This is a genomic window from Pseudomonas sp. (assembly GCF_028293835.1).
Classification (GTDB): domain Bacteria; phylum Pseudomonadota; class Gammaproteobacteria; order Pseudomonadales; family Pseudomonadaceae; genus Aquipseudomonas.
In genome coordinates this window covers 1-19,760 of sequence record NZ_JAQGNX010000051.1, presented here as the reverse complement: position 1 = coordinate 19,760, position 19,760 = coordinate 1, and the positions used below count along the sequence as shown (strand labels likewise).

Here is a 19,760-nt window from a genome sequence, read left to right as displayed (position 1 = left end):
GAATTTTTTTTGCAATCCTTAGGGGAACTGCCCCCGAGGTGCCGCAGGCTGAATCACTCAACCCGCATTTCACCGCTGAACACCAACGTTTCCCGGCATTGCCGACACAAATACCGTCGTCCCTGGCGCACCAGTGAATGGCGCTGAGCGGAGAACGCGAAATCGCTGTCGACGCACGGGCAGCGGTAAATGTAGCGGGTTACGCTGCGGCGTTTGATGGCGTAGGTATGGCAACGATTAGGCGGCAGTTCGTACACGCCGCGCATGATCAACTGCCATTCTTCGCCGTGGGGCTGAATACGTTCGCCGAACAACTGATGAGCGATCAGGTGCGCCACTTCGTGGGCGACCGTCTGCTTGAGAAAATCTTCGCGGTTTTCCCGGTACAGCTGCGGATTAAAACGCAGCATATTTTCATGCAAATGCGCGACGCCAGCCTTCTGCCCCCGCAGTTTGAGGCTGACCACCGGGCGCTTGAAGGTTCGTTTGAAGAAGTTTTCGGCTTGCTGATAGCAGACTTCAACACGGGATGTGATGTGTTCGGGCATTCTTAAAGGCTCTCCAGAGACAGCAAGTATGCCGCAAAGCCTTGGTTCGCCGAAAACTCAAGCTGCCCAATGGTAATCAAAAACAACCGAGCCGCCCCGCAGGCGGCTCGTCATCTCGTGTTGTAGGGCTTGCAAGAGCTGTCAGTTGGTATATTCGGGTCCTACCCCGATGCCCCACAATACGACGGTGAACGCCATAATCGCGACCAGTACCACCAAGCCAACGGCCAAAACCGAGCTTGAAAACATAAAGCCTTCGTCAGACGGTATGTTCATGAAGGTCGGTAGGCCGACGTACAACAGGTACACCGTGTAGGAAATTGCCGCTACGCCGACAATCATCCCTAGCCACATATGTGGATAAAGAGCCGCCAGCCCGCCGACGAATAAAGGTGACGCGGTATAGGTTGCGAATGCGACACAGCGCGCCAGACTTGGATTGGCGTCATAGGTGCGTGCCATCCAATGGATAAACCCACCCATGACTGCTACCCCGCCTAACATGGCGATGTAGGACATGACCGTCATCCATATTGCACTTTCATGAGTCAGCATCACCGGCGCTCTATTACCGATGACCCAGCCAATCTGAGTAGTGCCAATGTAAGCAGAGATGGCGGGTATTGCCGCCAGAATCAACGTATGGGTCAAGTACATGTGGCTGATGGTTTCTTCTTTATCGCCACGGATTTGTTTCCACTCGCGATCAGGATGAGTAAATAATCCCAAAACGTGATTCATCATGCCGGTTACTCCTTATTATTATTTACCGTCGCCCCCCAGCGGAGCGCCTGTCGGGCAAGCGCCTCGGCAGGTGTTTTGAGGCCACAGCCTCGGTATAGGAATGGACGCGGCCTTGTGCAGCAGTATAGGAAGCCTAGTTGCACTGCTTTAGAGCAATTTATGCTCTAAGAAACGCTGTTAATCGCGACATGTTATTTAATAGTCATAAAAATTAGATGCGGAGCTAACGATGTTGAGTTCGAGTGGACGCTCATCATTTGCGAAAGTGCGGCGTCGGAGGCCGCGCTGGATAAAGCACATCCGACATGCATCGAATCCCGCTGTCGCGTAAAATGCTGGCCTTTTCCGAATAATCGCCAGCGGATATCAGCACCATGGGCACCCTTTCAGTTCAGCAAAATAAAGTGCAGAAGCGTCTGCGCCGCCTCGCTGGCGAAGCAGTGGCCGATTTCAGGATGATTGAAGAGGGCGACAAAGTGATGGTGTGTCTGTCGGGGGGCAAAGACAGCTATACCTTGCTTGACGTGCTGCTGCACTTCCAAAAGGTAGCGCCGGTCACGTTCAGCATCGTTGCCGTGAACATGGACCAGAAACAACCAGGGTTCCCCGAGCATGTGCTGCCTAGGTATTTCGAAACGCTGGGCGTGGAGTACCACATCATCGAAAAAGACACCTATTCGGTGGTTAAAGAACTGATCCCGGAAGGAAAAACCACGTGTTCACTGTGTTCTCGTCTGCGCCGTGGCACGCTCTACACCTATGCCGATGAAATCGGTGCGACCAAGATGGCGTTGGGGCACCACCGGGATGACATCATCGAAACCTTCTTTTTGAACCTGTTCTTCAACGGTACGCTCAAAGCCATGCCGCCCAAACTGCGCGCTGACGATGGGCGCAACGTGGTGATTCGTCCGCTGGCGTACTGCATCGAAAAAGACATTCAAGCGTTTGCCGACTTCAAGGCGTTTCCGATTATTCCCTGCAATCTTTGTGGGTCCCAGGAAAATCTGCAGCGTCAGGTGGTCAAGGAGATGTTAGCGGATTGGGAACGCAAGACGCCGGGCCGTACCGAGAGCATTTTCAGCGCACTGAAAAACGTGCAGCCGTCGCAACTGGCGGACCGTAACCTGTTTGACTTCACCCATTTGCGTATCGATGAAACCGCAGCCTCGCGCTTCGTCAACGTTTTGAACCTGTAGGAAAGGCATGCGCGATTACAAATGGCTTCACGAGTACAACCTGAACCGTTTTGGTTCCGTCGCAGCGCTCGAAGCGCACCTGCCAGACGCCAGATCCACCGCGCAATTGCGCAAGATCGGCAACGACCGTTACCTCTCGGCGCTGGCTCAGCGAGTATTTCGTGCGGGACTGAAACACAGCTTGGTCGATGCCAAATGGCCGACATTCGAAGAAGTGTTCTTTCGTTTTGATCCTGAGAAAGTAGTGTTGATGGGTGCTGAACACCTTGAGCGCTTGATGCAGGACGCCCGGATCATTCGCCACTTGGGCAAACTGAAGAGCGTGCCGCGCAATGCACAGATGATTTTGGACATCAATAAAGAGCACGGCAGCTTCGGCAATTTCATCGCCGATTGGCCAGTGACCGATATTGTTGGTTTGTGGAAATATTTGTCCCGACACGGTTATCAGCTGGGGGGAATGTCCGCGCCGAGCTTCTTGCGGATGGTGGGCAAAGACACGTTCATCCCGACCTATGACATGGTCGCCGGGCTAAATGCCCAAGACATCATCGACCGAGCGCCCACCAGCCTCAAAGACTTGGCCGCAGTGCAAGGCGCCTTTAACCAATGGCACGCCGAAAGCGGCCGGCCCATGTGCCAATTGTCGATGATGCTGGCGTATACGGTGAATCATTGATCACTGAAACCCCACACCCTCTGTAGGAGCCAACGTGTTGGCGAGCCTTTGACGGTGCCCAATACGCCGCTTCGCCAACACGTTGGCTCCTACAGTCAGGGGTGCATCAAACTGAACCTTCACCCGCCACTTTGCGGTTGTACTGGAAACGCCATCTGACATAGAGCAAGGCGCTGGTAAACACCGCCACGCTAGCGATCATCTCCAATGCGCCGAACACGCTGCGGTTTGGGTCGTACACCGCCAGTGCGCCTTTGATGAAATACAGATTGACCACAAAGCAGGTCCAAGAGTGGCCGCGAGCGCTGCCGGTGAGCATGCCGGGTAACAACAGCAGCAGTGGCACCCATTCGATGCTTAGTATCACCCAGGGTCGAGCGCCGTGCAGGTCGGCAAAGATCAGGTAATACGCTGCCAGCAGAATCATCAGCCCGAAAAAGCAGATCAGACTGACAATCCGCGTCAGCCGAACCCGTGGCTCCAGCCATTCCAGCGCGGGCAAGACTTTAGGCGCTTTAGCCACGGGGCGTCTCCAGCAAGACAGCGGTTTTGGCCAGGCGCTGGCCCAAGGCGCGGCACAAGGTGATTTCGTGCTGATCCAGCCTACGCTTGCCGTCGGCCCCGGCATGGTGGCTGGCGCCATAGGGGGTGCCGCCGCCGCTGGTTTCCAACAGCGCGGCTTCGCTATAAGGCAAGCCGGCAACCAGCATGCCGTGATGCAGCAGCGGCAACAGCATCGACATCAACGTGGTCTCCTGGCCGCCGTGCAGGCTAGCGGTGGACGTAAACACGCTGGCCGGTTTACCCACCAATGCGCCGGTCAGCCACAGGGTACTGGTGCCATCGAGAAAGTATTTCAGCGGTGCGGCCATGTTGCCGAAGCGCGTCGGACTGCCCAGGGCCAGGCCGGAACAGTGTTTCAGGTCGTCAAGGCTGGCGTACAAGGCGCCGGCCTCTGGAATGCTCGGTGCGACGGCTTCGATCTCGGAAGAAATCCCCGGCACCGTGCGCAGTCGCGCTTCCATGCCGCCTAGCTCAATACCCCGGGCAATCTGTCGCGCCATCTCGCTGGTCGAGCCATTGCGGCTGTAATACAGAACCAGAATATACGGCGCGCTCAAGAGACAAGCTCCAGCACGCGCTCCGGCGGACGACCGATGACGGCTCTGTCGCCGACGACCAGAATAGGCCGTTCAATCAGTTTCGGATGAGCCGCCATCGCCGCGATCAACTGCTCGTCGCTCAGGCTGGAGTCGGCCAGGTTGAGGGTTTTATAGTCATCCTCGCCGGTGCGCAGCAGTTGCCGGGCATTAATGCCCAGCTTGCCCAGCAGACCGCGCAATTGCGTGGCGTCAGGGGGCGTCTCCAGGTAGCGAATAATAGTCGGCGTAAGGCCTCGGGTTTCGAGCAGTTCCAGTGCCCCGCGAGATTTCGAACAGCGCGGGTTGTGATAAAGCGTCATGTCGGTCATTTGCGGGTCGCATCTTGCGTAAGGTGGCGGCTATTCTACATACGTGGCGTGCGCTCCTGAACCTTGCAGGAGGCCGGGGCGGTGATTGGTCGCAGTTAACGTGAATATTTCGATGAAGGAAGGTCACATGGCAAGGCGATTGGCAGTATGGGTGACGCTTCTCGGCAGTTTGGTACTCAGCGGTTGCGGAGTGGACCTGGGCCTTGATCAGAACGGGCACAAAGTTGCCAGCGAGCAGGTCGACAAGCATTGGCTGGTTATCAACTATTGGGCGGAGTGGTGCGGTCCGTGCCGTACCGAGATCCCCGAGTTGAATGCATTGGCCAATCAGCTCAAAGACCAACAGGTGAGTGTTTTCGGGGTTAACTTTGACGGCTTGCAGGGCGACGACTTGAAGTCGGCCAGCGCCGCGCTGGGTATTGGTTTTACGGTGTTGGCACAAGATCCCGCTGAACATTACGACTTGCCGCACAGCGAAGCGCTGCCAGTGACGTACATCATCGACGACAAAGGCAAAGTGCGCGAGACGTTGCTGGGTGAACAGACGGCAGCGGGGGTCAGTCAGCGGTTGGCGGCATTGCGCGGGGAGGGTTGATAGCCTTCGCGAATGAATTCGCCCGGGTTTCTGAAATACTCTGTAGGAGCCAACTCGTTGGCGAGGCAGGCGACGCGGTACATCTGAAACACCGCTGTGCTGCTGATATCACCAACAAGTTGGCTCCAAGTCCGCGCAACTTGCGCACGGGTACCACCCATTCGTATCAGGCAGCCGCCGAATCAGCTGTCTTCCAGCCAGAACCGCAGCGGCTTGCCTTGTTCTGGCCATAGGCGCAGTTGTTCGATAGGTGAAATATCCCAGCGTTGGACCTTGGTCAGGGCATCAAGGAAGCGTTGTTCTTGCTCCATTAAGGCCGGTGAGCAGACCCGGCGGGTGCTGCCGACCATGCCGAAGTGAAACTTCTCGCCTTCTTGCGCATACGGGGCGAACCAGTGGTTGCAGCCGGCGTTGCCGTAAGCGCGACCGTCGTCACCCAAGGTCATGGTCAAGTGGCTGCGGTCCACCAGCGGACGCTCGCCAATCCATTCCAATAAATAACTTTGGTTTTGCTGCACCTGCGGCAGCTCAGCAGCGCAACCCAGCAGCGTGCTGCCGAGCAGACCCAGCAGGACGGCTCGCATCATGCGGCTTGCTCCTGGCATTTGCGACAGAAGTGCTTGGCACCCTCGGTTTTCCAGCCCAACTCGGCAATTCGCGCAGCGGCTGCGGGCTTTTGCGCCTTGGTACCGAGCTTGGCGTCCACCGCGAACTCGAATTTCAGCTCAGTCTGACAACCGTTGCAATTGACCTGCCACTGATGAATCGCCAGTTCCGCAAACGCTGGCCCTTGTGCCACCGCAACCCATTGGCCGCGGGGGTTGATCAGGTGCCGTACTTTGTCGACGGTCAGGCGCATGGACAAGTCCTTGCTGCCTTTAAGCGTGACCAATAGCACATCGTCCGCATGAATCGAGCCGCCGTTGCCGGTGACTTGATAGCGCCCAGGCGCCAGCGCACGGACTTCGGTCAAGGTGTGTTGTGGGTTAAGCAGGCTGTAGCGAAAATCGTGTTCGACCATTGGGTCCTCCAAATCTGCGCGCATCCTACCAGTTTTTAGCCCTGCACTAGGTTCTGGGGTGAGCCCTCCGCCCAGCGGGCAATGTTGTCCAGGGTGGTCTGGGCAATGGCGCCCAGTGCTTCACGGGTCAGAAAGGCCTGGTGCGCGGTAATGATCACGTTAGGAAAAGTCAGCAAGCGCGCCAGCACGTCGTCTTGTAACGGTCGATCAGAACGATCTTCAAAGAACAGCTGGGCTTCTTCTTCGTAGACATCGAGGCCGAGATAGCCGAGCTGCCCGCTTTTCAGCGCTTCGATCAAGGCCGGGGTATCGACCAGTGCGCCGCGCCCGGTGTTGATTAGCATGGCGCCGAATTGCATTTGCGCTAATGAGGCGCTGTTAATCAGGTGCTTGCTTTCAGTGGTGAGTGGGCAGTGCAGGCTGATGATCTGCGCCTGAGCCAACAGCTGCGGCAAACTCAGGTAGCGCCCACCGAGGGCTTCCACGGCCGGGTTGGGGTAAGGATCGTAAGCGAGCACGGTACAGCCAAACCCGGCCATGATCCGGGCGAAAGTGGCACCGATCTGCCCGGTGCCAACGATGCCCACGGTTTTGCCAACCAAGTCGAATCCGGTGAGCCCGTGCAGGCTGAAGTCACCATCGCGGGTGCGGTTATAGGCGCGATGCAGATGCCGGTTCAGCGCCAGAATCAACGCCACGGCATGTTCAGCCACGGCATGGGGGGAATAGGCCGGGACACGCACCACGCTGAGGCCGAGTTGCTGCGCGGTGGGTAAATCCACATGGTTATACCCTGCAGAGCGCAGGGCAATCAGGCGCGTACCGCCTGCGACCAATTGTTCAAGCACCGGGGCGCTGAGGTCATCGTTAATGAACGCGCACACCACCGGATAGCTGTGGGCCAGCGCAACGGTCTCCAGATTCAGGCGAGCGGGCTGGAAATGCAGATCCATGGCGCTTGGTGAGGCCGCAGCGAGGAAGCTTTCACGGTCGTAGGTCTGGCTGCTGAAGACAAGCGTTCGCATAGGATTTTCCTTGTAAGAGCTTGCTCGCGATGATCACCGTAGGAGTCGCCGAAGGCTGCGATCAACCGCGGACCGGTTGCGACGATCTATCGCGGAAAGGCCGTTCCGGCCTTATCGCAGCCTTCGGCAGCTCCTACATTAAGCTATGCACGCGGGCTGCTATTGCCTCAGATCAAGCAGTCACCCGTGCTTCGATGGCCAGCCGGTTGATCGCCATGGCCAATTCGTCCAAGGCGGTTTCCGCTTCCGGTGCGTCCTTTTTGAGCAGGGTTTCACTGCGCTGGCACGCCGCGCGCAGCTGTGGCACGCCGCAATAACGTGTCGCGCCGTGTAGGCGATGCACGCGTTCGATCAAGGCGGATTTATCGTTGGCTTCCCGGGCGCTGCGGATGGCTTCGCGGTCGGTGTCCAGTGATGCCAACAGCATCGCCAGCATGTCCGCCGCCAAATCTGCCTTGCCAGCCGCCAGGCGTAAACCTTCCTCGTGGTCCAGCACATGCAGGTCAACGCCATTGCGGGTGTTTTCGTTGGGCCGTTCCGGTGCCTGATTTCGCAGGGCCAGGCCGGTCCATTTGAGCACCACCTGCGCCAGTTGCCGCTCGCTGATGGGCTTGGTCAGGTAATCGTCCATGCCGCTCTGCAACAGCGCGCGCTTCTCGTTGGCCATGGCGTGGGCAGTCAGGGCGACAATCGGCAGCGACGTGCTCTGTCGTTCGACTTCCCAGGCCCGGATCGCTTCGGTGGCCTGTCGCCCATCCATGCCAGGCATCTGCACGTCCATCAGCACCAGGTCGAAAGCTTCTTTTTGCACCGCATGGACTGCGGCGTAGCCACTGTCGACCGCCACAACGTCGGCGCCCATGTCTTCAAGCAGTGTCTGCACCAGCAGCAGGTTGGCCGGGTTGTCGTCGACACACAGCAAACGTGGCGCCCGGCTCGACAGCGGCTCGGGAACATCGCTGCGTTGTTGTTTCGGGTTGATCAGCTCAGACAGCGCGCGGCGCAGTTTGCGCGTGCAGGCAGGCTTGGCCTGCAATTGGCTTTGCGCATTGGGCACGGCCAACTGAAATTGCGCCTGCTCAGTGGTTGGGCACAGCACCAATACTTTGCAGCCAAGATTTTCCAGGTCCCAGAGATGCTGGCGCAGGCGTTCCGGCGGCAACTCGTGAGTGGTGATGCCGAGCACGGCCAGATCGATCACCTGCGGCGTTTCGTGGGCGGCGGTGACGCCATTGATCAACGCTTCGAGGTTATTGAAAATGATTGCTTCAAGACCGCAATCTTCCAGTTGATGCTGCAACGCCTGACGTGCCAGCTCATGGTTTTCCAGGACCGCGACCCGCCGTCCAAGCAGCGGCGCTGAAGGAAGGTCTTCCAGGTCGACTCTGGTTTTCGGCAAATTAAGGCTGATCCAGAACTCCGAACCTTCGCCTGGCGTGCTGTCGACCCCGATTTCGCCGCCCATTTGCTCGATCAAACGCTTGGAGATGACCAGCCCCAGCCCGGTGCCCCCCGGTTGCCGTGACAGCGAGTTATCCGCTTGACTGAAGGCTTGGAACAACCCCCGCACGTCCTGACTGGACAGGCCGATGCCGGTGTCTTGCACGCTGATACGCAGTTGTACGCTGTCCTCTTGCTCATCTTCGAGCATGGCCCGGGCGACGATGGTGCCTTCCCGGGTAAATTTGATCGCGTTGCTGACCAGATTGGTGAGGATTTGCTTGAGTCGCAGCGGATCACCGAGCAATGCCAGGGGCGTGTCGCGGTAGACCAGGCTCACCAATTCCAGCTGTTTGGCATGGGCGGCAGGGGCGAGGATGGTCAGGGTATCCTGCAACAGGTCACGCAGATTGAACGGAACGCTGTCGAGGACCAGTTTGCCCGCTTCAATTTTGGAAAAATCGAGGATCTCGTTGATGATGCTCAGCAGGCTGTCAGCGGATTTCTCGATGGTGCTCAGGTAGTCCAACTGACGCGAGGTCATCTCACTCTTTTGCAGCAAATGGGTGAAGCCGAGTATGCCGTTGAGCGGGGTCCGAATTTCGTGGCTCATGTTAGCGAGGAACTCAGATTTGATCCTGCTGGCTTCCAGTGCCTCTTTGCGCGCCAGGTCCAGTTCGATGTTCTGGATCTCGATGGTTTCGAGGTTTTGCCGAACGTCTTCGGTGGCCTGATCGATGCTGTGTTGCAACTCTTCCTGGGCGTTCTGCAGGGTGGCCGCCATGCGATTGATGCCTGATGCCAGTTCGTCCAGCTCCAGACTGCCCAGCGGCGGCAGGCGGACCTCCAGGTTGCCATCTTTTAATTGCGCCACCGCGAGTTTGATTCGGCTGATGGGCACACTGATGGTGCGGCTCATGCGCATGGCCACAATGGCGGTCAGAATCAGCCCGGTGGCAATCAGCAACAGGCTGGCGAACAGGCTGCGATAACCACGCAAAAGGGTTCCGGTGTGGGACAGTTCCAGCTCGACCCAGCCCAGCAGGCGGTCGTCTTCCTCGGGGATCATGTCACCGGTCAAATGCCGCTGGCGGCCAAACACTGGCAACAAAAACCGGGTCGCGTCGCTGCCGGAACGTTGCAGCAAGTGGGTGCCGTTACCGACGGGTTGCTGGTTAATCATGCTTGGGCCAGCATGGGACAACAGGGTGCGGTCTGGATCGAGAAACGAAACCGAGCGGACGTCACCAAGCTCCAATGCTTGTCCGGCGATTCGCTCAAGCAACACGCGGTCGTTGCGGCCCAGGGCAGGGGCCGCCAGCGGTGCGAGTTCTTCGGCGATCATTTCGCCGCGCTGCAGCAACTGTGCTTGCAGGTCCGACAACTGCATCCACGTAAAATAGCCGCCCAATACGATTGCCATCAGCAACGCCGGAACAATAGTCAGCAGCAGCACACGGCCTTTGATACCCAGCTTATTCAGCACGCCATTCTCTCCAGCATCCGGGCCACACTATTCAAGAGGCCAGTGTAGCGAGTTGCTTGCGCGCCGGCCTCTACTAACCGCTGTAGGAGCCAAGTTGTTGGCTATCGAACAGGCGCTGCAATCATAAGGGCGACCGGCTCCCGACCTATCGCGGCCTTCGGCAGCTCCTACAGAAGCGGCTTATAGTCTTCCGTTATATAGGCCGCACTTTGCGTGATATGGGCTTTGGACGTTTGCCGTTATGATAGGCGGCCCCGCAGTCTGGATTGCGAAGACGCCATGACCCTGCACTATCAAACCATTGCCGATTGCGTCGGCAACACCCCGCTGGTGCGTTTACAACGCCTGGCCGGGGACACCACCAATACCCTGCTGCTGAAGCTTGAGGGCAACAACCCGGCTGGGTCGGTGAAAGACCGCCCGGCGCTGTCGATGATCACCCGTGCCGAACTGCGCGGGCAAATCCACCAGGGCGATACCCTGATCGAAGCGACCTCTGGCAACACCGGCATCGCGCTGGCCATGGCCGCTGCGATCAAGGGCTACCGGATGATCCTGATCATGCCGGACAACTCCAGCGCCGAGCGCAAGGCTGCAATGACTGCCTATGGCGCCGAGCTGATTCTGGTCAGCAAGGAACAGGGCATGGAAGGCGCCCGCGACCTCGCTGAACGGATGCAGGCCGAAGGCCATGGCACGGTGCTCGACCAGTTCGCCAACGGTGATAACCCTGAAGCGCACTACACCAGCACCGGCCCGGAAATCTGGCAGCAGACCGGCGGCACCATCACCCACTTCATCAGCTCCATGGGTACCACGGGCACCATCATGGGTGTTTCGCGGTACCTCAAGGAGCAAAATTCCCACGTGCAAATCATCGGTTTGCAGCCAATGGACGGTGCCTCGATCCCAGGTATTCGGCGCTGGCCCCAAGAGTACCTGCCGAAGATTTATCAAGCCGACCGTGTTGACCGTATTGTCGACATGGCCCAGGAGGAAGCCGAAAACGTGACGCGCCGCTTGGCCCGGGAAGAAGGCATCTTTTGCGGTGTGTCCTCTGGCGGTGCGGTGGCCGGTATGTTGCGCTTGTCCCAGGAAGTCCAGAACGCGGTCATGGTCGCTATCATTTGTGACCGCGGCGACCGATACTTGTCGACCGGCATCTACGACGAACCTAACTGATGGCCAAGCAAGAGCGAGGCCTGCGTTTCCAGCCCACCGGCGGCACCAAAGCGCCGCAAGTGCCCACCGGCAAAAAACAACGACTGACCATCGAGCGTTTGGCCAACGACGGGCGCGGTATCGCTTTCGTCGAAGGCCGTACCTGGTTTGTCGCCGGAAGCCTGGCCGGTGAAGAAGTCGAAGCCCGGGTGCTTAACGCCCACGGCAAAGTCGTCGAAGCCCGCACCGAACGCGTGTTCCAGCCCAGCGACATGCGCCGTCCCGCACCCTGTAAACATTTCGGCCGCTGTGGCGGATGCAGCGTTCAGCATATTTCCCATGACGAACAGCTTGCCCTGAAACAGCGCATGCTCGCCGAGCAATTAATCCGTGTCGCCGGCATCGAGCCGGACGAATGGGCGGCGCCGTTGACCGGTCCGGAATTTGCCTACCGCCGTCGGGCGCGAGTCGCCGTGCGCTGGGACGCCAAGGCCAAGCGCCTGGACGTAGGTTTTCGAGCCGCATCAAGTCAAGACATCATCGGCATCGACGAATGTCCGGTGCTGGTACAGGCCTTGCAACCAATCATGACGCAGTTGCCCGCCCTGTTGCGTCAGTTCAGCAAACCGCAGGTTCTGGGCCACGTTGAATTATTCAGCGGCTCCGCGCCCGCTGTGTTGTTGCGCCATACCGCGCCGTTGGCCGAGGCAGACTTGGCGTTGCTGCAAGGTTTTTGCCTGACCCATCAAGCGCAGTTATGGCTGCACGGTGAAGGTGCGCCGCAGCCGGTGGATCCGTCGCAAACCTTGGGCTATCCACTGGAACAGTGGGGTTTGCAGCTGGCTTACCGGCCTGGGGATTTCATTCAGGTTAATGCCGTGGTCAATGCGGCGATGATTGCCCAGGCAATGGAATGGCTGGCACCCCAGGCGGATGAGCGTATTCTCGATCTGTTTTGTGGGTTGGGTAATTTTGCGTTGCCGCTGGCCAGACAGGTTCGGCAAGTGGTGGCGGTAGAGGGCGTTGCGACCATGGTCGAACGTGCCACGGCCAACGCAATGAGCAATGATTTGCACAACGTGCAGTTCGTTCAAGCGGATTTGTCCCAGCCTTTGGCAGATGCAGGCTGGGCCGCAGAGCGGTTTTCTGCGGTACTCTTGGACCCACCGCGTGACGGCGCTTTCGAGGTCGTGCGCAAGGTGGCTGCGCTAGGTGCCGAACGGTTGCTGTATGTGTCATGCAACCCTGCAACTTTAGCCCGGGACACTGTCGAATTGATCAAGCAGGGCTACCGATTAAAACGTGCCGGTATCCTCGATATGTTTCCCCAGACGGCGCATGTCGAGGCGATGGCTTTATTTGAAGCGAGTAAGTAAACAGTACGGCTTAGGGAAGCGAGTCGGCTGTTTACAGGGAATCTCGTTTAATCCGACTGGCCCGCGAACGCCCAGCCCTTGCTTTGCCCGGCAAGGAGCGTTTGCTGAAGAAGGCCAGCGACTGAAGGCGCATGTTATCGCGCCGTAGGGAAGGTAAGCGACATGGTACAGGTGAGAGCGCACCAGCCGATCAACACCGATGGCAGTATCAATCTCGATGCATGGCTCGATCATGTAGTCAGCGTCGACCTGGCGGTAGACCGCCAAGCATTAAAGGAAGCGTGCGAGTTTGCGCGCCACGCCGAGCAACAGGACAACGCTTCAAAGAATCTGTGGGCAGAAGGAACCTCGAGTTTTCAGGCAGGCCTGGAAATCGCCGAGATCCTTGCTGACCTCAAGCTCGATCAAGACTCCCTGGTGGCAGCGGTTATCTACCGCGGTGTGCGCGAGGGCAAAATCCAGCTCCCGGATGTCGCCCTGCGCTTTGGTCCCACGGTCTCTAAACTGATTGATGGCGTGCTGCGCATGGCTGCAATCAGTGCCAGCCTCAGTCCGCGTCAATCATTGGTATTGGGCAGTCAGGCGCAAGTAGAAAACCTGCGCAAGATGCTGGTGGCCATGGTCGACGATGTCCGCGTTGCGCTGATCAAGCTGGCTGAACGCACCTGCGCGATTCGGGCGGTAAAAAACGTCGCCGACGAAAAACGCAACCGGGTTGCTCGGGAAGTGTTCGACATCTATGCACCGCTGGCGCATCGGTTGGGCATTGGTCATATCAAATGGGAGCTGGAGGATTTGTCCTTCCGCTACCTGGAACCTGACCAGTACAAACAGATCGCTAAATTGCTCCATGAGCGTCGCCTGGACCGCGAGCGGTTTATCAGCGACGTCATGGGGCAGCTGGAACATGAGTTGCTGCAGACCGGGGTCAAATCCAACATCAGCGGTCGTGCCAAACACATCTATTCGATCTGGCGCAAAATGCAGCGCAAAGGTCTGGAATTCAGCCAGATCTACGACGTTCGGGCGCTGCGCGTGCTGGTGCCCGAAGTGCGTGATTGCTATACCGCGCTGGGTATCGTGCACACGTTGTGGCGACACATTCCCAAGGAGTTCGACGACTACATCGCCAACCCTAAAGAGAACGGCTATCGCTCGTTGCACACGGCGGTTATCGGTCCTGAAGGCAAGGTGCTGGAAGTACAGATTCGTACCCACGCCATGCACGAAGAGGCGGAACTGGGTGTGTGCGCGCACTGGCGCTATAAAGGCACGGACGTCAAATCCGGCTCCAATCATTACGAAGAGAAAATTTCCTGGCTACGCCAGGTGCTCGAGTGGCACGAAGAACTGGGCGATATCGGCGGCCTGGCGGACCAGTTGCGGGTCGATATCGAGCCGGACCGGGTTTATGTATTCACTCCGGACGGACACGCCATTGACTTGCCCAAAGGCTCGACGCCACTGGACTTCGCCTATCGTGTGCACACGGAGATCGGCCACAACTGCCGTGGTGCGAAGATCAACGGGCGCATCGTGCCGCTCAACTACAGCCTGCAGACCGGTGAGCAGGTTGAAATTATCACCAGCAAGCACGGTACACCGAGCCGCGATTGGCTGAACTCGAACCTGGGTTACATCACCACGTCGCGGGCGCGGGCGAAGATCGTTCATTGGTTCAAATTACAGGCCCGCGACCAGAACGTCGCTGCCGGTAAAACCCTGCTGGAGCGCGAACTGGCCCGGCTCGCGCTGCCTCAAGTTGATTTCGACAAGTTGGCGGAAAAGGCCAATCTGAAGGTCGCCGACGACCTGTTTGCGGCCCTGGGTGCCGGCGACCTGCGGTTGGCGCAGTTGGTTAATCTGGCCCAGCAATTGGTCGAGCCGGAACGTGGCAACGAACAGCTGGAACTGATTCCCCGCAAGGCCACCGGCTACAAACCTGGCAAGCGCGGCGATATTCAGATTCAGGGCGTTGGTAACCTGATGACGCAAATGGCTGGCTGCTGCCAACCGTTGCCAGGCGATGCGATTGTCGGCTACATCACCCAAGGTCGCGGTGTCAGCATTCACCGTCAGGATTGCTCGTCGGTGCTGCAGTTGGGCGGTCGCGAGCCTGAGCGGATCATTCAAGTCAGTTGGGGTCCGGTGCCGGTGCTTACCTACCCGGTGGACATCGTTATCCGCGCTTACGACCGCTCCGGTTTGCTGCGTGACGTTTCCCAGGTCCTGCTCAACGAGCGGATCAACGTGCTGGCGGTGAATACCCGCTCGAACAAGGAAGACAACACGGCACTGATGTCGCTGACCATCGAGATTCCGGGACTGGATGCACTGGGGCGGCTGTTGGGGCGAATATCCCAGTTGCCGAACATCATCGAAACCCGGCGTAACCGGACTCCTTGATGTCTGATCGTCCACCTACAGGGAATGTGTGAACGAGAGTATTTACATGCACAACCTTCAGGATTTACTTCACCTCATGGCCCGATTGCGCGACCCGCAATTCGGCTGTCCGTGGGATATCAAGCAGACGTACGCCAGCATCGTCCCGCATACCCTGGAAGAAGCCTATGAAGTGGCCGACGCCATCGAGCGCGGTGACTTTGATCATCTGCAGGGTGAGTTAGGCGATCTGCTGTTTCAAGTGGTGTATTACAGTCAACTGGCCCGGGAAGAAGGGCGTTTTGAATTCGATGGCGTAGTCGACAGCATTACCCGCAAACTGATTCGCCGTCACCCGCACGTATTCCCAACCGGCGATTTATACGCGCCGTTGGAAACTCCACGTTTGGACGAAGCCCAGGTCAAGCAGCGCTGGGAAGAAATCAAAGCTGAAGAGCGGTCCGAGAAATCCAAGGTCCCGGAACAGCTATCGCTACTCGATGACGTGCCCGGCGCTTTGCCGGCATTGTCGCGGTCGATCAAATTACAAAAGCGCACCGCCCAAGTCGGTTTCGACTGGCCCGATGCGTTGCCGGTGTTTGATAAAGTCCGCGAGGAACTCGATGAAGTGCTCGAGTCCATGGCGGATGACGATACCGATGGGGTGGCGGAGGAGGTCGGTGATTTGCTGTTTTCGGTCGTCAATCTCGCGCGTCATCTCAAGGTCGATCCGGAAACTGCCCTGCGTGCAGCGAACGCTAAATTTGAAAGGCGCTTTCGATTCATCGAACAGGCCTTGCGCGAAACCCGCCGTCCCATAGAAAATTGCACCCTCGAAGAACTGGACGCTCTGTGGGGCGAAGCCAAACGTCAGGAAAAGAACGCATCATGAGCATTTCCCTTCGCGACCAGTTGCTCAAAGCAGGCCTGGTCAATCAAAAGCAGGCCAAGCAGGTCGGCAAAGACAAGCAGAAAGAACAACGCCTGGTGCACAAGGGCCAGATCACTGCCGACGACTCACAAAAACGTGCGGCCCAGGAGGCCATGGCGGAAAAAGCCAAGCGCGATCAGGAACTCAACCGTCAGCAGCAAGAGAAGGCTGAGCAGAAAGCGCGTACCGCTCAGGTTAAACAGTTGATCGAAGTGTCGCGGCTGCCGAAGCTGACCACCGAGGACTATTACAACTTCGTTGACGACAAGAAGGTCAAGCGCATCTCGGTCAATGCCTTGATGCGTAACAAGCTCAGCGCCGGATCGTTGGCCATTGTTCATCACGCTGGCGGCTACGAGATTATCCCCCGTGAAGCCGCGCTGAAGATTCAGGAGCGCGATCCACGGCGTATTGTGCTGCTCAACGTCCCAACCGAAGCGCCGGATGCCGATGACCCGTACGCGGCGTATCAAGTGCCTGATGACTTGATGTGGTAACTGGATGTAGAAATAAATAGTTGCTGCTGCACACAAACGAAACCCGCCGAGGCGGGTTTTGTTTTGACTGCGATTCCGAAATGACGTCTTACGAAGTGCGTTGGCTTTCCAGATTTTCCAGTTCAGCCTTGTACTGATGAGCTTCCGTCTCGTTATGGAACATCCCAACCAACAAATCCTGTTGATGTACATCCCAGACCTGCTGGCCAGAAGCCTGACTTTCGTGGGATAGGTGGGAAAAGTCGCGTTCGGTAACTTTTACGGTCATCTGAAAGACTCCTGCACTTTTGGTGTCTGCGACAACACGCCGCAGGGCTTCTTATATATTTTGTTAGCGTCCTAAGTAAATAGGCGAAATGTGCAATACACCTTTGTTAAAACTGCAGGAATGGCTCTAAGCCGGGGTCCTCAGGGGCGAGGGTAGAAATGGCCTGACGCAGGCAACTTGCAATTCGGACAGCTCCCGTTCAGTTTCGGCTAAAGCCTGCGCGTCTCGAAATAACGCTGTTCCCCGGCGAACACACCCCTGTAAGAGCGCGCCTGCCCGCGATGGAGCGCGAAGCGGTCCCAGTTGCCGACCCAACCGGATGGCTGGGTCGGCTGGATTGCGACTGGTTGGCAGCCGATCGCGGGCAAGCGCGCTCCTACATTTTTTGTAGTATTACAGTCATAAAAAAAGCCCCACTAAATCAGCGGGGCTTTGGGTGTTTCGTGATCAGGCCGATCAGCTGCCTTTAACGGTTCTGCCGTTAACGGTGCCGTCTTGCAGCATGATGTTGTATTCCTTGCCGTCGTTTTCAACCTGTTGCAGGCGAACCAGCAGGTAATCCCAATCCTTGGCGAACCACATCACAGTGATGCGTTTGCTTTGGGTTGGATCACGTACGCGTTCCACTTTGATCGCGTCGACCTGGCCGGCCTTAGTAGCGACTTTCTCCAGACCCAACACCCGGAAGTCATAAGTGTCTACTTCATCGCCATCGACGACTTGATAGCTCATGCTTTTCTTGCCAGCGGCAACGTCGTTCTGCAACGCCAGCTGATAGGTCGACTTGTCGAGAATTCCACGGTTCAGTGGCACGGTAAACGCAGTGCCGCGATCAGAGCCGTTGATGACTTTGGCGGCCCAGTCGAAGGTCATGTCGACTTTCTTGGACTTGCCCAAACCGCCGCGTTCGAAGTTGTAGGTTTGTGGCAGCAGGGCGTCTTTATCGACTTTCAACGTGCTGACTTCGGTCAGGCTGGCAATCATCATCGAGGCCTTAAAACTCAGGGACCACGTGTCGTTGGCATTTTTGGTGAGGCTGCGCTCAGCCGTACCCCCGCTCATGGGCAATTGCTTCCAGTCAGCGGTGTACGTAGCAGAATAGGGTTGCAGGTCAGCGGCCTGAACAGCAGGCAGTGCGAGCAAAGCGAAAGCGAACAACAAAGCGCGACGCATAATATCTCCTAGGTTCGAATCAAGTGGCCACGGGCCCCAAGTAACTGGCCGTCCAGCGATGCGCCGTGTTCGTCAAGGCTCAATCGGCCTTCGGCAAACCAGCGAATGGCCAGCGGATAAATCTGATGTTCCTGAGCGTGCACCCGCTGCGCCAGGCTGCTTGGCGAATCATCTGACTCTACCGAAACTACAGCCTGTACGACCAGCGGACCCCCATCGAGTTCCTCGGTCACAAAATGCACGCTACAGCCATGCTCCTGGTCGCCAGCTTCCAGCACCCGTTGGTGAGTGTGCAAGCCTTTATATAAAGGTAACAGCGAAGGATGGATATTGATCAAGCGGCCCTGGTAGTGCCGAACGAACGTCGCACTCAAGATTCGCATGAATCCGGCCAGAACCACCAGCCTGGGATTGAAGGTGTCGATCAAGTCCATCAGTGCCGCATCGAAGGCCTCGCGACCTTCAAAGGTGCGGTGATCCAAGACGCGGGTTTCGATGCCCGCCTCCCTGGCGCGCTGCAGGCCGAACGCATCGGCGCGGTTGGAAATCACCGCGCGGATTCGGGCCGGTTGATCGACGCCGTGCAGGCGATCGATCATGGCTTGCAGGTTGCTGCCGGTGCCGGACAGCAGCACCACCACATCACACGTTGACATCAGTGTGCCTTGAGGTTTTTCAGCTCGACTTGTGCAGCGCCTTCATCGGCCGTTGCAATCTGACCAATAACCCATGGTTGCTCGCCCGCTTCGCGCAGTACATTCAAAGCGATTTCGACGTGTTCCTGAGCAACACAGATGACCATGCCCACGCCGCAGTTAAGAACGCGGTGCATTTCTGTCTCGGCAACGTTGCCTTGCTGCTGCAACCAGTCGAACACAGCCGGACGCTGCCAGCTGGCGACGTCGACCACAGCCTGAGTACCGGCAGGCAGTACGCGGGGAATGTTATCCAGCAAACCGCCGCCAGTGATGTGGGCCATGGCCTTGACTGCGCCAGTGTCCTTGATCAGCTTGAGCAACTGCTTGACGTAGATACGGGTTGGCGCCATCAGCAAGTCGGTCAGCGGTTTGCCGTCGAGCTGGATGGTTTCGATGTCGGCGCCAGCCACTTCGATAATCTTGCGGATAAGCGAGTAGCCGTTGGAGTGCGGACCGGAAGAGGGCAGGGCGAGCAGGGCATCACCGGCAGCGACTTTCGAGCCGTCAATGATGTCAGCCTTTTCCACGACACCGACGCAGAAGCCGGCCAGGTCGTAGTCTTCGCCTTCGTACATGCCAGGCATTTCCGCGGTCTCGCCGCCTACCAGCGAGCAACCGGCCAGTTCACAGCCGGCGCCAATGCCGGTCACAACCTGGGTCGCGGTTTCGACGTTGAGCTTGCCGGTGGCGTAGTAATCGAGGAAGAACAGCGGCTCGGCACCACAGACGATCAGGTCGTTGACGCACATGGCGACCAGGTCGATGCCGATGGTGTCGTGTTTGTTCAGGTTCAGCGCCAGGCGCAGCTTGGTGCCCACGCCGTCGGTGCCGGAGACCAGCACGGGTTGCTTGTAGCCAGCCGGGATTTCGCAAAGGGCGCCGAAGCCACCCAGACCGCCCATGACTTCCGGACGCTTGGTGCGCTTGGCGACGCTCTTGATGCGTTCGACCAATGCTTCACCGGCGTCGATGTCTACACCGGCGTCTTTGTAGCTCAGGGAGGGTTGCTTGCTCATAATCCAGGCCTTTAGGGGGGATTCGGGAAATCGACCGAAGCGGTTGA

At 57.9% G+C, this 19,760-nt stretch carries 21 protein-coding genes; 8 read left to right on the top strand and 13 right to left on the bottom strand.

Annotated features, from left to right (window positions below; translation table 11 throughout):
• Positions 1-53: 53 nt before the first annotated feature.
• Positions 54-548 carry a SprT family zinc-dependent metalloprotease gene (locus JWR17_RS06070; protein WP_299829298.1) on the bottom strand — a complete coding sequence of 165 codons (495 nt, stop codon included), beginning with the start codon at positions 546-548 and terminating at the stop codon, positions 54-56.
• Positions 549-689: 141 nt separating this feature from the next.
• The gene (locus JWR17_RS06065; protein ID WP_299829296.1) at positions 690-1,292 is read right to left on the bottom strand and encodes a Yip1 family protein; all 603 of its coding nucleotides are present in this window, start codon (positions 1,290-1,292) and stop codon (positions 690-692) included.
• 374 nt (positions 1,293-1,666) lie between these two features.
• Between JWR17_RS06065 and ttcA the strand changes: the two genes are divergently transcribed.
• Positions 1,667-2,491 (top strand): tRNA 2-thiocytidine(32) synthetase TtcA, encoded by an 825-nt coding sequence (ttcA, locus tag JWR17_RS06060; RefSeq protein ID WP_299829294.1) that lies wholly within the window; start codon positions 1,667-1,669, stop codon positions 2,489-2,491.
• A gap of 7 nt (positions 2,492-2,498) precedes the next feature.
• Entirely contained in the window at positions 2,499-3,170 is a 672-nt protein-coding gene (locus JWR17_RS06055) for a DNA-3-methyladenine glycosylase I (RefSeq protein WP_299829292.1), read from the top strand.
• A 106-nt stretch (positions 3,171-3,276) separates the two neighbouring features.
• Here the strand turns inward: JWR17_RS06055 and JWR17_RS06050 are convergent, their stop codons facing one another.
• From JWR17_RS06050 to arsC, 3 genes are read right to left on the bottom strand one after another with little or no spacing between them, the layout of a single operon-like run.
• A complete protein-coding gene (locus tag JWR17_RS06050; RefSeq protein WP_299829290.1) occupies positions 3,277-3,693 on the bottom strand; it encodes a DUF2069 domain-containing protein in 417 nt (138 codons plus the stop codon).
• Positions 3,686-4,291: an NAD(P)H:quinone oxidoreductase gene (wrbA, locus tag JWR17_RS06045; RefSeq protein ID WP_299829288.1), complete on the bottom strand. Its 606-nt coding sequence runs from the start codon at positions 4,289-4,291 to the stop codon at positions 3,686-3,688. Before wrbA ends, JWR17_RS06050 begins: the two co-directional genes overlap by 8 nt.
• The gene (gene arsC / locus JWR17_RS06040) at positions 4,288-4,641 is read right to left on the bottom strand and encodes an arsenate reductase (glutaredoxin) (protein WP_299829286.1); all 354 of its coding nucleotides are present in this window, start codon (positions 4,639-4,641) and stop codon (positions 4,288-4,290) included. Before arsC ends, wrbA begins: the two co-directional genes overlap by 4 nt.
• A gap of 127 nt (positions 4,642-4,768) precedes the next feature.
• Between arsC and JWR17_RS06035 the strand changes: the two genes are divergently transcribed.
• A complete protein-coding gene (locus JWR17_RS06035) occupies positions 4,769-5,236 on the top strand; it encodes a TlpA disulfide reductase family protein (protein ID WP_299829284.1) in 468 nt (155 codons plus the stop codon).
• 182 nt (positions 5,237-5,418) lie between these two features.
• Here the strand turns inward: JWR17_RS06035 and JWR17_RS06030 are convergent, their stop codons facing one another.
• From JWR17_RS06030 to JWR17_RS06015, 4 genes are all read right to left on the bottom strand, one after another.
• The gene (locus JWR17_RS06030) at positions 5,419-5,823 is read right to left on the bottom strand and encodes an META domain-containing protein (RefSeq protein ID WP_299829282.1); all 405 of its coding nucleotides are present in this window, start codon (positions 5,821-5,823) and stop codon (positions 5,419-5,421) included.
• Complete coding sequence (locus JWR17_RS06025; RefSeq protein ID WP_299829281.1) at positions 5,820-6,257, bottom strand: hypothetical protein; 438 nt, start codon at positions 6,255-6,257, stop codon at positions 5,820-5,822. The genes JWR17_RS06030 and JWR17_RS06025 overlap by 4 nt, the downstream gene beginning before the upstream one ends.
• Before the next feature lie 35 nt (positions 6,258-6,292).
• Positions 6,293-7,282 carry a 2-hydroxyacid dehydrogenase gene (locus JWR17_RS06020; RefSeq protein WP_299829279.1) on the bottom strand — a complete coding sequence of 330 codons (990 nt, stop codon included), beginning with the start codon at positions 7,280-7,282 and terminating at the stop codon, positions 6,293-6,295.
• A gap of 172 nt (positions 7,283-7,454) precedes the next feature.
• Positions 7,455-10,208 carry a response regulator gene (locus JWR17_RS06015; protein ID WP_299829277.1) on the bottom strand — a complete coding sequence of 918 codons (2,754 nt, stop codon included), beginning with the start codon at positions 10,206-10,208 and terminating at the stop codon, positions 7,455-7,457.
• Between the two features lie 279 nt (positions 10,209-10,487).
• Between JWR17_RS06015 and cysM the strand changes: the two genes are divergently transcribed.
• The 5 genes from cysM (at position 10,488) to JWR17_RS05990 (ending at position 16,558) form a co-directional block, all read left to right on the top strand.
• On the top strand, positions 10,488-11,390 hold the full coding sequence (gene cysM, locus JWR17_RS06010; protein ID WP_299829275.1) for a cysteine synthase CysM: 903 nt from the start codon (positions 10,488-10,490) through the stop codon (positions 11,388-11,390).
• A complete protein-coding gene (rlmD, locus tag JWR17_RS06005) occupies positions 11,390-12,745 on the top strand; it encodes a 23S rRNA (uracil(1939)-C(5))-methyltransferase RlmD (protein ID WP_299829273.1) in 1,356 nt (451 codons plus the stop codon). The genes cysM and rlmD overlap by 1 nt, the downstream gene beginning before the upstream one ends.
• 162 nt (positions 12,746-12,907) lie before the next feature.
• The gene (gene relA, locus JWR17_RS06000; protein ID WP_299829270.1) at positions 12,908-15,151 is read left to right on the top strand and encodes a GTP diphosphokinase; all 2,244 of its coding nucleotides are present in this window, start codon (positions 12,908-12,910) and stop codon (positions 15,149-15,151) included.
• 46 nt (positions 15,152-15,197) lie between these two features.
• A complete protein-coding gene (mazG, locus tag JWR17_RS05995; protein WP_299829268.1) occupies positions 15,198-16,022 on the top strand; it encodes a nucleoside triphosphate pyrophosphohydrolase in 825 nt (274 codons plus the stop codon).
• Positions 16,019-16,558 carry a DUF2058 domain-containing protein gene (locus JWR17_RS05990; RefSeq protein WP_299829266.1) on the top strand — a complete coding sequence of 180 codons (540 nt, stop codon included), beginning with the start codon at positions 16,019-16,021 and terminating at the stop codon, positions 16,556-16,558. The genes mazG and JWR17_RS05990 overlap by 4 nt, the downstream gene beginning before the upstream one ends.
• Positions 16,559-16,646: 88 nt before the next feature.
• Here the strand turns inward: JWR17_RS05990 and JWR17_RS05985 are convergent, their stop codons facing one another.
• The 4 genes from JWR17_RS05985 to purM form a co-directional block, all read right to left on the bottom strand.
• A complete protein-coding gene (locus tag JWR17_RS05985; RefSeq protein ID WP_299829264.1) occupies positions 16,647-16,826 on the bottom strand; it encodes a hypothetical protein in 180 nt (59 codons plus the stop codon).
• 456 nt (positions 16,827-17,282) lie between these two features.
• The gene (locus JWR17_RS05980; protein ID WP_299829262.1) at positions 17,283-17,999 is read right to left on the bottom strand and encodes a DUF3108 domain-containing protein; all 717 of its coding nucleotides are present in this window, start codon (positions 17,997-17,999) and stop codon (positions 17,283-17,285) included.
• A gap of 8 nt (positions 18,000-18,007) precedes the next feature.
• Positions 18,008-18,658, bottom strand: a complete 651-nt coding sequence (purN, locus tag JWR17_RS05975; protein ID WP_299829326.1) for a phosphoribosylglycinamide formyltransferase — start codon at positions 18,656-18,658, stop codon at positions 18,008-18,010.
• Complete coding sequence (purM, locus tag JWR17_RS05970) at positions 18,655-19,713, bottom strand: phosphoribosylformylglycinamidine cyclo-ligase (protein WP_299829324.1); 1,059 nt, start codon at positions 19,711-19,713, stop codon at positions 18,655-18,657. The genes purN and purM overlap by 4 nt, the downstream gene beginning before the upstream one ends.
• Positions 19,714-19,760: the final 47 nt, after the last annotated feature.